The organism is Enterococcus sp. OL5 (assembly GCF_006491895.1).
In the GTDB taxonomy this organism is placed as follows: domain Bacteria; phylum Bacillota; class Bacilli; order Lactobacillales; family Enterococcaceae; genus Enterococcus_D; species Enterococcus_D innesii.
This window is the reverse complement of record NZ_VHIL01000002.1, coordinates 99,529-117,170: the sequence shown is the minus strand read 5'-3', so window position 1 is coordinate 117,170 and position 17,642 is coordinate 99,529. Positions and strand designations below refer to the sequence as shown.

The following is a 17,642-nucleotide window of genomic DNA, read 5'->3' as shown; positions in this document are numbered from 1 at the left end:
AAAGGAAAGCACATGTACGAATATATCATAGGAAAAGTAACGGATATCTTTCCGGCGTATATCGTCGTTGAGACCCATGGCATCGGCTATCAGATCGCTTTTGGCAATCCGTATTCATTTAGCGGCAAGTTGAACCAAGAAGTAAAAATCTATCTGCACCAAGTGATTCGTGAAGATGCCCATAGTCTCTACGGCTTTGCCACGATCGAAGGCAAGCAGTTGTTTTTAAAATTGATCAGTGTCTCAGGTATTGGACCAAAGAGTGCGTTAGCAATCATGGCCAATGAAGACCATACGGGGTTGATCACGGCAGTCGAAAATGGGGACGTCAACTATTTGACTAAGTTCCCAGGTGTCGGTAAAAAGACGGCGCAGCAAATGATCCTAGACTTGAAAGGCAAAGTGGCTGAACTGGTGGGAGAAGAAGCGATCGTTCCTCTAAGCGTGGCAACGACTGCTTTAGATGAAGCGATGGAAGCCTTGAAAGCATTGGGGTATAGCGAAAAAGAAGTCAAGAAAGCCGAAAAACAATTAGCGGCGAATACGACAAAATCGACGGATGAGTACTTGCGGGAAGCTCTCCGATTGATGATGAAAAAGTAAGGAGCAAGTAGACGATGGATGAACGAATTGTTTCGCCAGAAAGTACTGAACAAGAAGAGATCATCGAAAAATCTTTGCGTCCGCAAACCCTTGCCCAATATATCGGACAAGACAAAGTCAAGCAGGAGCTTTCGATTTATATCCAAGCGGCGAAAAATCGAGAAGAAGCGTTGGATCATGTCCTCTTATATGGTCCGCCAGGCTTAGGGAAAACGACGATGGCAATGGTGATCGCCAACGAGATGCAGGTGCAAATCAAGACGACCAGCGGTCCTGCGATCGAAAAACCAGGGGATTTGATTGCGATCTTGAATGAGCTACAGCCAGGGGATGTTCTGTTTATCGATGAGATCCATCGCTTGCCTCGTGTCGCCGAAGAAATGCTTTATTCGGCAATGGAAGATTTTTATGTGGATATCATGGTGGGGCAAGGGACAACGGCTCACCCAGTTCATTTTCCGCTTCCGCCATTTACCTTAGTCGGCGCAACGACGCGGGCGGGGATGCTCTCGGCACCACTACGGGATCGCTTCGGGATCATTTCGCATATGCAATATTATGAAGACCATGATTTAAAAGAGATCGTGCAGCGGACTGCGTCCATCTTTGAAACGGATATCGTGGAAGAAGGGGCGATCGAAATCGCCCGTCGGTCCCGAGGCACCCCGCGGATCGCCAACCGGTTGCTTAAACGAGTTCGCGATTATGCGCAAGTGCAAGCAGATGGCTTGATCGATCGCACCGTTGCTGATCAGGCATTGGCGCTTTTGGCAGTCGATCATGCTGGCTTGGATTATATCGATCAGAAATTGATTCGGACGATGATCGAATTGTATCAAGGCGGCCCGGTGGGATTAAGTACGATCGCTGTCAATATCGGGGAAGAAACCGAAACAGTGGAAGATATGTACGAACCGTTTTTGATCCAAAAAGGATTTTTGAAACGGACCTCACGTGGGCGGATCGCAACACCGTTAGCGTATGACCATTTTGGCTATCCGCAAAGAAGCGAATAGAAGGAAGCGGCAATCAGCAATGATTGCTGCTTTTTTGTGCATTTGGTGAAACGTTTCTTTTTATTTTTTAATAATTTCTGAGGAGTAATCGATGTTGGGAAAATGCGATATTTGTGAAATTTGATTAATTAGAAGTTCTTAGGGAAATAATTTCATCTTAAAACATTGATATAAAAGCTTTTATATTTGTGAGGAACCCAACAAGATTTGTGAAAAAAGAAAAGCTGAAAAAAATAATTGGAAAGGCTTGCATTTTCGAATGGCAGCGGATATAATCTTTTTGTAGAAACGTTTCACCGAATTGTGGAGATATACGTAGTGTTACGAGGATAGAAAGAAGGAGATTTTGTGTATGAGTAAACTGCAAAAGTTTTATAGTCAACGGCAGCTTCACTGGATGGTTTTTCCCGGCGTGGCATTTATGATCGTATTTAATTATATTCCGATCTACGGAATTATAATCGCTTTCAAAAACTATACGGTGATTGACACGATTTCATCAGCACCATGGGTCGGGTTAGAGAATTTCCGTATCATTATGAATGACAGTTTTTTCTGGGAAGCGGTTAGAAATACGTTAGCCATCAGCTTATTGAAATTAGGATTAGGTTTTGCGATCCCGATTGTGTTAGCCATTATGATTTTTGAAATGCAAGATGGCCGCTTGAAGAAATTTATTCAAACGGTTTCATACATTCCCCATTTTTTCTCATGGATCGTGCTAGGTGGGATGATGATTTCTTGGCTGTCAACGAACGGCTTTATCAACCAAGTGCTGATGTCTGTAGGATTGATGGACAAAGGGGTCAATCATCTATTGGATCCAAGCAAATATTGGTGGATCGCGGTCCTTTCTGATCTATGGAAAGAAGTCGGCTGGGGAACGATCCTTTACTTGGCAGGGATGTCGCGGATCGATCCAACGTTTTATGAAGCCGCACGAATCGATGGTGCCAGCAAGCTAAGACAGATTCGCTCGATCACATTGCCATTACTGACACCGATCATCTCCTTAAACTTGATTCTGAATGTGAGCGGTATCTTAGGGTCAAACCTAGATCAAACATTAGTTTTGATGAATTCACAGAACCAAAACCGTTCAGAAGTCATCAACTCCTTTGTTTATAAAATGGGGTTGACGCAAGGTGATTTCTCTTATGCAACTGCTGTCGGCTTGGGGATCGCGGTCATTTCCGTCATCTTATTGGTGATCACGGATCGAGTGACCCGCAAGTTGAACAACGGCAATTCAGTTATCTTATAGGAGGAAAAAACATGATCAAAAGAAAAGCAAAAGAAAACACATGGTTTTACTTCTTCAATACCGTGATCTTGATTTTATTCTCATTGATGATCATCGTACCGATTTGGAATATCTTGGTTTCCTCCGTGTCTTCTAGTTCTGGATTAGCGGGCAACGGCCTCGTGTTATGGCCCAAAGGCTTTACCTGGGAAAACTATCGGAAAGTTTTTTCCGACGCGAGTATCCCTCGTGCCTTCTTGATCTCAGTGTTAAAAACGGTTCTTGGGGCTGCGACCCATACCTTGTTTTGTGCGATCGTGGCTTACGGATTGAGTAAATCACGCTTGGTTGGCCGCAACATCTATACAACGATGGGGGTCATCACCATGTACTTCAGTGGTGGGATGATTCCAACGTACTTGCTGATTCGCTCGCTAGGATTACTGGATTCTTTCTGGGTCTACATTATTCCAGCTTTGTTCAGCTATTATGATGTCGTGATTTTAATGAACTTTTTCCGTGAGATTCCGCCTTCACTCGAAGAATCGGCGAAGATCGACGGTGCAAGTGAATTCCAAATCTTCTATAAAATCTTCTTACCATTAACGAAACCGGCATTGGCAACCATCATCTTGTTCAACGGGGTTGGCCAATGGAATGATTTTATGACGACAAAACTGTATATCACAAAAGAGTATCTCTATCCGCTGCAAATGAAGATTTATGAAATCATCGTCCAATCCAACTTGAGTACGATGACTGAAAGCGGTAGTACCGACTTTATCGTCCAAGCAACGACCCGTGGGGTTCAGTTGGCTACGATCGTCATCACGACAGTGCCAATTTTAATTATATATCCATTGCTTCAAAAACACTTTATCGGCGGTATGATGGCCGGTGCAGTAAAAGAATAGAAAGAGGGATAGACATGAAAAAAGTAGTAGGCGGTTTATTGGCAGCATCAGCATTACTCAGCTTAGCGGCATGTGGCGGCAGCTCAGACAATGCCAGCAGTTCGGATTTTTCTATCAAAGATCGGTATGAGTTAGATGAAAAGACACCAGCATGGAAACTCGATACCAAAGAAGAACCAACCAAGATCACATGGTACATCAATTCAGACTGGACAGCTTTGCCATTTGGTGAAGATGTGACGACAGCCCAAATCAAAAAAGATTTGAACATTGATATTGAATTTATTTCAGGGGATGATTCGAAATTAAATGCCTTGATTTCAAGTGGTGATATGCCTGATATCGTGACGTTGATGGATAAAACCAGTCAAGCAGCCACAAAAGCTGATAGCTGGGCATACTCATTAAACGATTTAGCGGAACAATACGATCCGTATTTGATGAATGTCGTGACCGAAGATACCTTCAAATGGTTTGCTTTAGATGATGGCAAAACTTATGGCTATCCAAACTATTCCAACACTGCAGCGGACTACGAAAGCGGCAATATTCCCGTCAATGACAACTTTGTGATCCGTGAAGATGTCTATGAAGCATTAGGCAAACCAGATGTTTCGACTCCAGAAAACTATGTGAAAGTCATGAAAGAAATCAGCGAGAAATTCCCTGATTTGACACCGATGGGCTTCACAACGATCGGCGAAACAGCAGGACCATTCTTAGATAAATTGCAAGATTTCTTAGGTGTTCCATTAGAAGATGAAGATGGTGCTTTCTACGACCGTAACTTAGATGAAGAATATATCTCATGGTTGAAAACCTTCAATCAAGTGTATCGTGACGGCAACATCAGTGATGACAGCTTTACTGATGACGGCCCAACCTATGATGAAAAAGTAAAACAAGGGGACTATGCAACGATCTTAGTCGCAGGAACGAGCGGACAAGGTGGGAACTTCACTGAATTCATGAAAAACTCTGACACACGCTACATCGCAATCGATGGCCCTGCCAGCACGTCTGGTCGTGAAGCAACCTTGAACCAAACAGGAATCTCTGGCTGGTTGATCAACTACATCACAAAAGATGCGGCGGATCCAGCAAAAGTAACCCAACTCTTCACGTACTTGATCGATGAACCAGGACAAATTTTGACAAAATTCGGTGTTGAAGGCGTGACGTATGAATACAACGATGAAGGCAAAATCGATTACTTGCCAGAAATCAAAGAAATGGAACAAACCGACAACGAAGGCTACAACAAAAAATATGGTATCAGCCGGTTCAACTACTTTAACAATGACCGTGTCAATGCACTGAAAGTCAAAACCGAAAATGCGTTGACTCAAATGCAAGAATGGGGTGAAGGCAAATTGTATCCACACTTTGTGATCGAAAATACGGATCCAGATGCCGGAACTGCTGAAGCACGTTCAAACACAGCCATCAAAACCAAAATCAACAGCACGATCATCTCATTGATCCGTTCAAAAGATGAAGGAACATTTGACAGCACACTAACCGACTTTGAAAGCTTCTTAGATTCAAACAACTGGGATGCAATCAAAGACATTAAAACTGAAAAAATGGCCGAAAACCGCGAACGACTAAAATAACCCCCATAGGAGAGGAAAGGAAGCCAAAAAAAAAGACCTTTCCTCTCCTTTGCTTTGAAACACAGGTTTTGCGCGCACTTTGCGCAAAATCTGATGTTTCAAAGTACTAGGCGACCGCAGGGAGCGTAGTGACCAACCAAAGAAACACAGGTTTTGCGCACACTTTGCGCAAAATCTGATGTTTCAAAGTACTAGGCGACCGCAGGGAGCGTAGTGACCGTACAAAGAATCACTGCGATTGGCTCACGTAGTGAGACCTGCAACCCAGAAAACTGTACGTTGAGAAACGACCCAAAATCACAAGAAGGCAAGAAACAGGTCTACGCAGCACTAACAGCACAAATCAGCAAGTTTTGATTGGAGGATCATAATGAATCGACTATTTTCTTATGAAGGATGGTACTATCGGGTCTTTGCTTTTCTAGCAGATATGATCATTGTTAGTTTTCTCTTTATGATTCCAGCAATGACGCTGATTCTCGCAGGACCAGCATTGATCGCGCTGTATCAGACGATCGATCAATTGTACAAGGAACGGGATGTCCCGATTTGGCAACGATATAAGCAAGCATTCTTAAGCAATCTCAAACGTGGGCTCTTCTTAGAAGGTCTTGTTATTGCGTATGTGGCAGTCTTTGCTGGGTTGATCTATTCCTTGATGATGATTACACCTTACTTTGGTGTTCTAGCTGTGATCCTCGTCAGCTTGGCTGCGCTGTATCTTTTCGTGTTCGTCCTCTTGTACAGCTTGTTTACGCAATCATTGCAAGAAACAGCGAAAGAAACGGCGTATGCGGTTCTTAGCAGTACGGCGAATGCGATCATTTTACTGGTGATCCCAATCATTGTTTTTGTATTGTGCAGCAAAGTGAACCTATTCTTATTTGTTTGTTTAGGGATCTCAGGCTCAGCCTTTATCCAAGTGTTGTTTTTCAATAAAGTATTAGCGAAGGGGGAAGAGACAAATGACTGAATCCACAGCGACTGATCGATCCTGTTTTTGGGCTTCGGTCCAACAAGAACTTGACGCCCTTCCGCTAGCCTTTGAAAGAACCAAACAAGCACCTTTGCTGAAAGGGATCGATTGTTTTACGATTTCTTTTCAAAGTCTTGGTAATGAAACGATCTATGGGCATCTGCTGCTGCCAGAACAAGCGGCAGATTGTCCAATCGTGATTGATTTTTTAGGCTATATGAATCATGTGCAAGAACCGTTCCAATTCGCTCATTGGTTATTGATCGGCTGCGGCTGTCTTGTCATCGACAATCGCGGACAAGGGGGACGCACGCAAGATCAAGTTCCTTATGAAACCACGCAGCATGAAGCACCTTTTGGACGCGGCATCTTGAAAAAAGAAGATTTTTATATGAAGCGATTGGTCGCAGATAGTTTGCGCACACTAGAAGTCCTTCAACAGATACCGGAAATCGATCCGCAGCGCATTATTTTAAGAGGCGGCTCACAAGGAGGCGGCATCGCCTTATTGGTCAACGCATTAACGAACGTCTCGATTTTTGCGACGTTTGCCGATGTGCCAAGCCACTCCAATCTTGTCCATCGGATCGAACAAAAAACAGGAAGTTATCAGGTGATTCAAGAGTATATCGAACAATTTCCAGAAACGCGGGAAACGATCTATCAAGTCATGAGTTATTTTGATTTGAAGTATTTTGCTCATCAGATAACTGGTCCTGTTTATACATCGGTCGGCAGTGCTGATCCGATCTGCCCCATGGAAGATTTCTTCGTTTCCTATAAAAAGATTCCTGGACCGAAAGAATTGCGTATTTACTTAAATAAAGGGCATGGCGGCGGCGAAGCGAAACAAATCCGTCGTGAAATGCAGCAAATCACAAAATTACTCAAAGGAAATGAATGAAGATGAAAGTAGCAACCTACAATCTACGAGTCGATACCGACTATGACCAAGAATGGCAATGGCACTATCGATCGGAGGCGGTTTGCTCCTTGATCGATTACTACGACTGGGATGTTCTGGCGATCCAAGAAGCCCGACCTAGTCAATTTGCAGATTTAGCAAAGCTAGCGCAGTATGCTTCCGTCACGGCTGAACGTGACGGTGATGGCTTGGGCGAAGGCATCGGACTGTATTATCAAAAAGAGACTTTCGAGTTATTAGCTTCAGGTTCGTTTTGGTTGTCATTGACACCGACTGAACCCAGTATTCATCCAGAAGCTGCCTATTCACGCTTATGTGTTTGGGCAGTCTTACAGGAAAAAAAGAATCCGCCGTTTCTTGTCATCACGACCCATTTAGATAATATTTCAGAAATGGCTCGTTTTGAAGGGATGAAAGTGATCTTTGAGCAACTGGCAGATCAGATCGAACGTTATCCAGTATTACTAATGGGCGACTTGAATGCGGAGCCAACGGAGCGGGTGCATCGGTATTTAGAGCAGCATTTTCAAAATGCCAAAGAACATGGGCAAAAGCCGCATCACGGACCCAAAGGCTCCTATCAAAATTTTATTTATACGTTACCATGGCAAGAATTAGAAGAAATTGATTATATCTATACGAAAGGCTTCACGGTGGTCAAAACCGCCTGTCTAACGGATTCTTGTGATCGTCGTTTTCCCTCCGATCATTTCCCTTTAGAAGCAGAAGTCCAATTTGAAGAAAGCAAAGGATGAATAAAAATGGAACAGCAGAAATTAACCGAACTACTTTCAGAAATGACCTTAGATGAAAAAATCGATCAGTTGCTGCAACTGGCAGCGGCTTTTTATTCAGATAAAGCAGAAGAGAAAACCGGCCCAATGGGCGACTTAGGACTGACACAAGAGAACATCAACAATGCGGGAACAACGCTAGGTGTTTCTGGTGCGAAAGAAGCGATCCGCGTCCAAAAAGAGTATATCGCCAATAACCGCTTGAATATCCCGACGATATTGATGGCGGATATCATTCACGGCTTTCGGACGATTTTCCCGATTCCATTAGGATTAGGCAGTTCATGGGATTTGGCAGCAGCGGAGAAGATGGCGGAAGTATCTGCCAAAGAAGCAGCTGTTTCTGGCTTGCATGTGACCTTTTCACCGATGGTGGACTTAGTAAGAGACCCACGATGGGGCCGTGTCATGGAATCGACAGGGGAAGATCCTTACTTGAACAGTCGCTTCGCTGAAGCCTTTGTCAAAGGCTATCAAGGGGATGATCTGCGAACGGATTTCAACCGCGTGGCTGCGTGCGTCAAACATTTTGCGGCTTACGGTGCGGCTATCGGCGGTCGCGACTACAACACGGTCAATATGTCAGAACGCCAACTGCGAGAAAGTTATTTGCCAGGCTATAAAGCAGCCCTTGATGCTGGTGCCAAGCTGGTGATGACCTCCTTTAATACGGTAGACGGCATTCCAGCCACGGCCAATCGCTGGCTTTTCCGTGATGTTTTGCGAGAAGAATTCGGGTTTGAAGGCGTTGTGATCTCTGACTGGGCAGCAATCAAAGAAGTGATCGCTCATGGCGCAGCGGAGGATGAAAAACATGCCGCTGAACTAGCCATCAAAGCTGGGGTCGATATCGAGATGATGACGACTTGCTACACCGATAACTTGAAAGAGTTGATCGCAGAAGGCACCGTTGAGGAAGCCTTAGTCGATGAAGCGGTGCTAAGAATCTTGACCTTAAAAAATGAGCTGGGGCTATTTGAAAATCCATACCGCGGCGCTGATGAAGCCGCTGAAGCAGCCACTGTTTTGTCTCAAGAACACCGAGAGATCGCCAGCGATATTGCAAAGAAATCAATGGTGTTGTTGAAAAATGAAGGTGTCTTGCCGTTGCAGAAAACCGAAAAAGTGGCGATCGTAGGCCCAGGTGCTCACTCCCGTGATCTATTAGGGGCTTGGTCTTGGCAAGGGAAACAAGAAGAAGTAGTGACTTTAGTGGAGGGTGCTCAAGCCTTGGGTGCGGATCTGTTGATTGGTCAAGAACCCTTTGATTATTTTGCACCATCTGAAGCGGCGATCCAAGAAGCGATCGAATTAGTGAAGGCAGCGGATAAAGTAGTCCTAGCACTAGGGGAGCAGGAATGGATGAGCGGCGAAGCTGCCAGCCGCAGCGACATTCGCTTGCCGCAAGCGCAATTGTCCTTGGTTGAAACCTTGAAAGAATACAACGAGCAATTGATCGTAACTCTTTATAACGGTCGTCCTCTTGATTTGCAAGGTGTGGATGCAGCCAAAGCAATCGTCGAGGCTTGGTTCCCTGGAACCGAAGGCGGAAACGCACTTGCTCAGATCCTATGGGGAGAATACAATCCAAGCGGCCGCTTGAGTATGTCATTCCCAGAAACCGTTGGACAAGTCCCTGTGTATTACAACGTTGACAATACCGGTCGTCCTTATGAAAGTGCACCGGATGAAAAATATGTCTCAAAATATTTGGATGTCTCCAATTATGCCAAATATCCATTTGGGTTTGGCTTGAGTTATAGCCCAGTTGCGTATTCTGCGGTGACGTTGGATCAGCCAACTATGACCAAAGATCAAACGGTCACGGCTTCCATCACGGTTACGAACCAAGGAACAGCAGCGGTCTGGGAAACGGTCCAATGCTACATTCGCGATTTAGTCGGTGAAGTGGTTCGCCCAGTGAAAGAACTGAAAGGCTTTAAGAAAATTTGGCTAGAGGCTGGCGAATCAGCAACCGTTCAATTTGAGATCACGGAAGAACTGCTGCGCTATGTCCACAGCAACCAACAAGCAAGCAGTGATCCAGGGAAATTCCACATCATGATTGGTGGGAACAGCCGAGACACCCAACAAACAACCCTGCAATTAGTTAGGTAAGATAGGAAGGTTTCTATGACGAAAAAAAAAGTGATGAATAACGCAAATACGACCGTGACGTTTTTACCAAACGGTGATTTATATGAGATCCAAAGTCACGGTGTGATGATCAATCAGTTGAACGGAAATGCGCTAGATGGCAGTTTGAATCAAATCTATCTACGACTGCGTGAAGAAGGGGAATTGTCCTTTATTCCCTTGATCGGTTCAAATGCCGACAGTGCCTTTGCCTACTCAGACAAACAGCTGACCTGGACCGGGACGTATCAGTCAATCAATTACCAAGTTGATTTCCAATTGGCACAAGATTGCTGGTTCTGGCGGGTTCAATTGAGTGGTTCTGGGGAAGCGGAACTGGTTTACGGACAAGATCTTGGCAATGCCGCCAAAGGGGCTGTTCAATCCAATGAAGCCTATGTTTCGCAATATATCGACCATCATGTTAGCCATGATAAGGATCGCATCGTGCTTTCTTCGCGTCAAAATCAACCACAAAATGGTCAATTTCCATTGGTGGAACAAGGCAGCTTCCAAGCCTTAAAAGGCTTCTCGACGGATGGCTATCAATTTTTCGGTCGCAGCTACAAAGAAACAAATCAACCAGCTGCACTTAGCCAAGAAACGTTAGCCAATGAAGTGTATCAATACGAATTTGCCTATACGGCACTACAAACGCAATGGTTGACGGTAAGTGAGACGCCTACGGAAATCGTTTTTTACGCAGCGGTCAAAGCCAATCAAGCGACGGCAGTCAATGAACCGCAGTTTGCACTTGAAACGTTGAAAGAAACGTATCAAGGCTTGTCCTTCGACTCGTTGCAGGCAACGGCGCAGCCACGAAAAAGCTTTGGTCGACCGCTCACAGGGCTGACATTTACCACAGAAGAAATCAATGAGCGATTTGCTCAGCAAGAAGCAGTGGAAATCGTTGACGAACAGCTGTATTCCTTTTTTACCCCTGACTATCACCATGTCGTGTTGAAGGAAAAGGAAGCACAGATGGAACGCTCCCATGGACATATTTTGATGAGCGGACAAGATCTGATCGTCGATCAACCCATTTTGAGCACGACCGTTTACATGACGGGGATGTTTAACTCCCAAATCGTATTAGGCAATACGAACATGAACAAATTGTTGAGCAATAGCCGCAACTCATTGAATCTTTTCAAACGTTCCGGTCAGCGGATCTATTTGAAAGACGGCGATCAATGGCGGATTTTAACGATGCCATCTGCCTTTGAAATGGGCTTGAATTCGGCGACGTGGTACTACAAAACAGCCGATGATGTCATTCAAGTAACGACCTTCACGAAAGCAAATGGACGCACGATTGCAACGACCATCACTAGTGAACAAGGTCGTGCCTACACATGGGCCATCACTAATCAATTTGTGATGGGGATCGATGAAGCGGTACCGACTGCTACCATTTCGCAAGATCAACAATTGCTCACCATCAAAGGAACAGCGGATTCACCGATTGCGGAAACTTATCCAGAATTGACGTATTATCTCCATGCGGCTCAACCTTTTGAACTGACCGATGAAACGATTTTCAATGTGGCAGCCGACGATAGCACGACCGTATTGACCTTTGCAGAACAGGCGACGGTTTCCTTCGTGATCCAAGGCACACTGACTGGTGAACCCTTTGTTTCCGAAACGTTAGATCGCCAGCAAGAAGACACTGCCTATACGGCCTTTGTCGATGATTTGTTGAATCAGTTTGAATTGAAACATTCGCAGGCAGACGTTGCATCCTTCAATCACTTGGCACGTTGGTACACCCACAATATGCTTGTTCATTACTTGTCTCCTCATGGTCTTGAACAGTACGGTGGTGCTGCTTGGGGGACTCGAGACGTTTCTCAAGGACCGACTGAGTATTTCTTAGCACTTAATCGTCCTGAGATGGTGGCGTCCATCATCGAGCATTTGTTTGAAAATCAATTTGCAGATGACGGCAACTGGCCACAATGGTTTATGTTTGATCGCTATGAGAAACAAAAAGCCGATGAGAGCCACGGAGATGTGATCGTCTGGCCAATGAAAGTCGTTAGTGACTATCTCGAAAAAACCAAAGATTTCGCGATTTTGGAAAAAGAACTGCCTTATACGGATCGCGCAACCTTCTTGAAAACCAAGACCAAAGCTTCGTTGTTTGATCATTTGAAAAAAGAAGTGGCGTATATCGAAGCGAACTTCTTGGAAGGAACGTACCTGTCTTGTTATGGTGATGGCGATTGGGATGACACCTTGCAGCCAAATAACAGTAAGTTGAAGAAACAAATGGCCAGCAGCTGGACCGTTGCCTTGACCTACGAAGTATTGAAAAAATTAGCCAGCCAGTTGCAGTCGGTTGACCCAGAGTATGCCAAACATTTAACAGAACTGTCTGCGGGCATCAAACACGACTTTGAAAAATACATGTTAGCTGATGGCACTTTGCCAGGATTTGTCTATATGGAAGATAGCGAGCACGTGGAACTGATGGTCCATCCGACTGACAAGAAAACCGGTATCCAATACCGCTTGCTGCCGATGCAGCAAAGCATGATCGGTGAGCTGTTATCTCCCGAACAAGCCGATCATCATGTGGCGATCATCAAGGAGCATTTGCAATTTCCAGATGGGGTGCGTTTGATGAATCGTCCAGCGACTTATGCGGGTGGTGTCAGCACCAATTTCAAGCGAGCAGAACAAGCAGCCAACTTTGGACGAGAAATCGGTTTGCAGTACGTTCACGCCCACATCCGCTTTACCGAAGCGATGGCGAAATTAGGTCGCGAAGAAGAGACTTGGCAAGCGCTTGGGGTCATCAATCCAATCCAGATCGCTCAACGGGTCGAAAACGCGGAGATCCGTCAAGCAAATGCGTATTTCAGCAGTTCTGATGGCGATTTCAAAACAAGGGTTGAAGCCCAAGAAAATTTTGGTAAACTTAAGGAGGCAGCAGTCGGCGTCAAAGGCGGCTGGCGCATCTATTCTAGTGGTCCAGGGATCTATATGAATCAGTTGATCAGCAATGTGCTAGGCATTCGTACCTTTGTTGATCATGTTGAACTTGATCCTGTCTTGCCAGCGGAGTTAGCAGGATTGACTCTGACATATCGACTTTTTGATCGGCCAGTCGAAATCGTCTATCATTCGGCAAGTACGCCGAAAGTATTGATCAACGGGGAAGAAATATCCACTGAGTTTGCGGAAAATCGCTACCGTCAAGGTGCGTTTGTCCTGAAAAAAGCAGCACTTTGCGCCAAACTAAACGAAAACCACACCAATACGATCGATATTTATCGTTAAGAAAGGAGAAGCCATGGTAGGAATCAAAGATATTGCCCAAAAAGCGGGTGTCTCCATATCCACCGTTTCGTATGCATTGAATGGCAGTCCAAAAGTGACCGAGGAAACCCGCGCGCGGATTCAAGCGATCGCAAACGAATTGAACTATGTTCCGAACATGGCTGCTCGCACACTGAAACGCAGACAAACAAACATCATCGGTGTTTATCTCGCCGATTATGCCGGAAGTTTTTATGGGGAATTGCTAGATGGCATCAAGAAAGGGTTGGAACTTTTCGGCTATGAAATGATCGTCTGCAGCGGCAAGAAATCACACTTGTTTATTCCTGAGCGGATGGTGGACGGTGCCATCATTTTGGATTGGACGTTTCCAGCAAAGGAAATCGAGCAATACGCCCAACGAGGACATCAAATCGTCGTGTTAGACCGTGTCTTGTCTCATGAAAATATCCATCAAGTCTTGTTAGACAATAAAGGAGGGGCGGCGCTGGCGATCGATCGCTTGATCGCTGGACAAAGCCAAAAAGTCTTCCTCTTAGCAGGGCCAGAAAAAGGCTACGACAGTCGGGAGCGGCTAGACGCTAGTACGAAAGAATTGACGCGCTTTGGTATTCCTTATGAAGTGATTCCTGGTGACTTCACGGAACCTTCTGGCTATCGCGCAGCAAAACAGCTCTTAGCAAATGATCCTCAGTTTCCCATTGATATCTTTGCCTTCAATGATGAAATGGCAATCGGAGTCTACAAATATGTCCGCGAGACCGACTATCGCATCGGAAAAGAGATCCGCATCATCGGGTTTGATAATACGGAATTAGGCGCTTTTGTGCAGCCGCGCTTAGCGACGATCTCCTATTCGAAACATCGATGGGGCATGGTGGCAGCTGAGAAAATCGTCCAATCGATCCAAGGGGAACCAGTGGCGGACGAGCATATTTATACCACTTTTGTGGATGGTGGATCATTTATTTAATCGATCCAATAAAGGAAAAATAGTTGAAAAAGGAATGGTGAAATGGGGAGGATTTTATCTTACAGAACATACCAAAGCAATTGATAGAGAAAGAACTATTGAAAGAAGTAAACCAATTCAAAAGTTCTAGATGGATGTTAATGAGATCGCCGAAACTTTAAATCAGGTAACACTCAAGAACAAATCAGTAGCTATCTAAATTGAAGCGCATGATCGAGATGGGAATTACTTTCCTGATATAGTTGGCCATATTTAGGGGGCATGATGAACTAGAAATATATGTTGGTGGTAATAAGGTTGGCTATGATAAAATTAGGAATATTAAAATAGCTAACATAACCAAGTGGTCGGACAAAAGTAACCTCTTATAAAAAGTACTCACAAATTATTAAATTATATTAGCGATAATTATTTAAAGCTAGCTTTCTGATATAATAGTTTGTAAAGGAGTGCTAAGATGATTAACTTTTTAAAAGGTTTAAAAATAAGAATCCTATATATATATTCAATGATTTCGCTACTTATAGGTGTCTATTTAAGTGTAAATTGGATTCCTGTAAGCGTTGAAGGACTAAGCAAATCCCAAAAACAGGAGCTTTTAAGAGAAGGATCAATCAACTGGGAACTTGGTGTAGTTTTTAAGGTATTAGCCCTGATACTTTTCTTGGGTGCACTAGTAAAATCCATTATATATATCTTAAACAAAAAGAGATAAGCGTAAAGCTCATCTCTTTTTATACTATCTAGAAACTTCGTGGATCACTTCGATTTTATAAGGAATGATAAATCCTGCTCTTTGCATTGCGTAACAATAATTGTTTCCAAATCCCACCTCGAAGTTGCCATCATAACCATTTAGCTCCCATTTGAAATCAAATATATCCGTAACCTTTACTTGAGTCCAATAATTTCCATTGGCTTGTTTCTTATAAGTTACTGTGTAACTAACTCCACGTAATGCTGTGTGAAGTTGGCCGCTTAGAAATGTATAACTTCCTGAGAAAGAACCAGATTTTTTACCTGTAGAAAATGCTTCTTTTTTAAGTCTAGAATAATAAGCGGTCATTAACTCCTCGCCGTCTACAGTCTTTGCCCAGCTATCGTTTTTATTAACATATGTCGAAGGTTTCCATGTTGGATTCCAATAGTAATTCTCAGCAGAAATAATGGCGTGCTTCATATAAGCAGCAGTCTGATTGTGACCTTTTTTCTTAACCATTGATATACCTTTATTGTATGCAGCAATTGCAGCCGCATAAACTGGATTTGCAGGAGTTACCGATGATCTAGCACCTATCTTAGACTTTGGTTCAACATAAAAAGGATCAACTGATTCGGCAACGTCCGCTTTATACTCTTCCAACAATGCATCTTGTTCGGCATCATAGGAATTTAAAACTGTTAAACTCTCATTTAAAGATACGTTGAACTCTTCAGCACTATCAGAATCTTCAAACATTCTAATTACACCATCAATATAATCTCTATTGGACTCTTCATTGGATATTGCCTCATTAATTAATGATTGATTAGTTTCATTTATCTCAAAACCATTCTCATCTGCATAACCATTTATTTGACCAAAACTTAAAACTGATATACCAAACACTACACTAATTAAAAACTTCTTCATTGTTTTAATTTCCTTTTTAATTATTATTTTACTAACAAATTTAATATACCATACTATAATATATAAAAAACATTTTAAGTTATATTTATATCCTGACAATTTTGTAATATATAGGAAAGGATGTAAAATTGAACAAAGTTGAATACAATAATATGCAAGTAAATCTTCGTTCTTTGCGGCACAAACTTGATTTTCAATGCATAATATTCGTTATTCTGTATTATTAAAAAAGGAACATAATAGGGTATTTATGAAAAAAGTATAAAAATATTAGGGTTTATCTTGTTGGTTATAATTGGATTTGTAGGGGGCTATTTTCTATCTGTAGATCCAGCTAAAGACTTCTATGGTGATTGGTATGGTGTTGCTAACGAGGGGGAGGAGAGTTTTCTTTTAGAATAGATAAAGAAAAAAATAATCGATTATGGAATGATGATTATAATTCACCTGGTTCTCCTTACATAGTGAAAAAGTCTGGAAATGGATTTTATATTGAAGTGTCTGATGATGAGCTAAAAAATATTTTTCCCGAATTAATAAACTTTAAGTATAAAAACAATATGACATTTTTCCTGAATGATGATGAAGAATCAATTGAGTACTTTGTGGCTATAGATGGTTTTTTGAATAATGTAAAACTACATAAAACATCCTTTGAAGATTCGTATAACAAAACCGAAGAGTCAACCTCACAAAGTCTAATAGCAAGTGAAACAGAAACTTTTTACAGTTCTTTGCTTAATGAAACTCATTCATCAGAAACGACATCATCAATTGATTCTCCAAAAGTATCAGATCTAAGTGAAAAAATTGATTTATTTATTGCGAATTATACGTCAATTCCACCAGATTAGATTATGGAAAAGGAACTTGATGGAATTACAATAAGAGCAACAAACTTTACTGCAACAAATGAAGCCGAGGCATCATCTATTCAGTATCATTTGCTAATGGAGAGGCAACATCTTGCAACGATGTATACGCACAAGTCATTGGAGAATAATAGCTATTTTCAATAGAGGCTAATATGCAAAAGATAAATCTGAGCAGGATGAAACTCATTCTAGCTCAGATTTTTTTGAATATTACTTTCCTTGTTTTGTATTCATATTTGATAGAATCATTCATACCACTTATCGTCCTCTTAGTTTGTTTATTTTGTCCTGATTTAATCATATTAGAGAACGATATGTTTTTTATATCTAAAACGAAAATGGGGCTGAAGAATCAATTCTGATTCATCAGTCCCATAAATTATAGAGCCTTTCTTGCGGCTTTCTTTTATGGGCTTTTGTCACAGTCTCTTTTTTGCGTTATTTCAAAATAACTTTAATTATTTTATCGAAATCAGTGATTTATAAAAAAATAATATTTTTTATTTTGTTATTTTATTATGTACTGATTTTTTTAAATAACGTTTTTTATTTCATTTTTTTGATTTATAACATTTATCATTATCTACAGAGAGAAGATGGGAAGCGTTCTTTTAACTTATCATTTTTGGGAGATAGAAAAGCTTTTTTCT

Annotated in this window: 15 protein-coding genes; 14 read left to right on the top strand and 1 reads right to left on the bottom strand. The window is 42.6% G+C overall.

The features are described 5' to 3' along the window. Window positions 1–12 precede the first annotated feature (12 nt). From ruvA to FJU10_RS02940, 13 genes are all read left to right on the top strand, one after another. Entirely contained in the window at window positions 13–603 is a 591-nt protein-coding gene (gene ruvA / locus FJU10_RS02995) for a Holliday junction branch migration protein RuvA (protein ID WP_005232405.1), read from the top strand. 14 nt (window positions 604–617) lie between these two features. Continuing rightward, window positions 618–1,619, top strand: a complete 1,002-nt coding sequence (gene ruvB / locus FJU10_RS02990; protein ID WP_005227171.1) for a Holliday junction branch migration DNA helicase RuvB — start codon at window positions 618–620, stop codon at window positions 1,617–1,619. Window positions 1,620–1,971: 352 nt separating this feature from the next. After that, window positions 1,972–2,883 carry an ABC transporter permease gene (locus FJU10_RS02985; RefSeq protein ID WP_005232388.1) on the top strand — a complete coding sequence of 304 codons (912 nt, stop codon included), beginning with the start codon at window positions 1,972–1,974 and terminating at the stop codon, window positions 2,881–2,883. Between the two features lie 11 nt (window positions 2,884–2,894). Then, a complete protein-coding gene (locus FJU10_RS02980) occupies window positions 2,895–3,776 on the top strand; it encodes a carbohydrate ABC transporter permease (protein ID WP_005227173.1) in 882 nt (293 codons plus the stop codon). Window positions 3,777–3,790: 14 nt separating this feature from the next. Further along, complete coding sequence (locus FJU10_RS02975; protein ID WP_005227174.1) at window positions 3,791–5,392, top strand: sugar ABC transporter substrate-binding protein; 1,602 nt, start codon at window positions 3,791–3,793, stop codon at window positions 5,390–5,392. A gap of 213 nt (window positions 5,393–5,605) precedes the next feature. Next, window positions 5,606–5,749, top strand: a complete 144-nt coding sequence (locus tag FJU10_RS18975; protein WP_189372226.1) for a hypothetical protein — start codon at window positions 5,606–5,608, stop codon at window positions 5,747–5,749. Between the two features lie 13 nt (window positions 5,750–5,762). Next, on the top strand, window positions 5,763–6,365 hold the full coding sequence (locus FJU10_RS02970; protein ID WP_140965133.1) for a DUF624 domain-containing protein: 603 nt from the start codon (window positions 5,763–5,765) through the stop codon (window positions 6,363–6,365). Beyond that, window positions 6,358–7,272, top strand: a complete 915-nt coding sequence (locus FJU10_RS02965) for an acetylxylan esterase (RefSeq protein ID WP_140965132.1) — start codon at window positions 6,358–6,360, stop codon at window positions 7,270–7,272. Before FJU10_RS02970 ends, FJU10_RS02965 begins: the two co-directional genes overlap by 8 nt. Then, on the top strand, window positions 7,269–8,048 hold the full coding sequence (locus tag FJU10_RS02960) for an endonuclease/exonuclease/phosphatase family protein (RefSeq protein WP_016611458.1): 780 nt from the start codon (window positions 7,269–7,271) through the stop codon (window positions 8,046–8,048). Before FJU10_RS02965 ends, FJU10_RS02960 begins: the two co-directional genes overlap by 4 nt. 6 nt (window positions 8,049–8,054) lie before the next feature. Then, window positions 8,055–10,205 carry a glycoside hydrolase family 3 N-terminal domain-containing protein gene (locus FJU10_RS02955; protein WP_140965131.1) on the top strand — a complete coding sequence of 717 codons (2,151 nt, stop codon included), beginning with the start codon at window positions 8,055–8,057 and terminating at the stop codon, window positions 10,203–10,205. 15 nt (window positions 10,206–10,220) lie between these two features. Beyond that, a complete protein-coding gene (locus FJU10_RS02950; RefSeq protein ID WP_140965130.1) occupies window positions 10,221–13,511 on the top strand; it encodes a GH36-type glycosyl hydrolase domain-containing protein in 3,291 nt (1,096 codons plus the stop codon). 13 nt (window positions 13,512–13,524) lie between these two features. Next, complete coding sequence (locus FJU10_RS02945) at window positions 13,525–14,484, top strand: LacI family DNA-binding transcriptional regulator (protein ID WP_081118872.1); 960 nt, start codon at window positions 13,525–13,527, stop codon at window positions 14,482–14,484. Between the two features lie 457 nt (window positions 14,485–14,941). After that, a complete protein-coding gene (locus FJU10_RS02940) occupies window positions 14,942–15,199 on the top strand; it encodes a hypothetical protein (protein WP_008376271.1) in 258 nt (85 codons plus the stop codon). Window positions 15,200–15,223: 24 nt separating this feature from the next. Here FJU10_RS02940 and FJU10_RS02935 read toward each other — a convergent pair whose 3' ends face one another. After that, window positions 15,224–16,117 carry a hypothetical protein gene (locus FJU10_RS02935; protein ID WP_140965129.1) on the bottom strand — a complete coding sequence of 298 codons (894 nt, stop codon included), beginning with the start codon at window positions 16,115–16,117 and terminating at the stop codon, window positions 15,224–15,226. 464 nt (window positions 16,118–16,581) lie between these two features. On the opposite strand from FJU10_RS02935, the gene FJU10_RS02930 reads away from it, so the two are divergent. After that, on the top strand, window positions 16,582–16,971 hold the full coding sequence (locus FJU10_RS02930) for a hypothetical protein (protein ID WP_140965128.1): 390 nt from the start codon (window positions 16,582–16,584) through the stop codon (window positions 16,969–16,971). The last annotated feature ends 671 nt before the right edge of the window (window positions 16,972–17,642 follow it).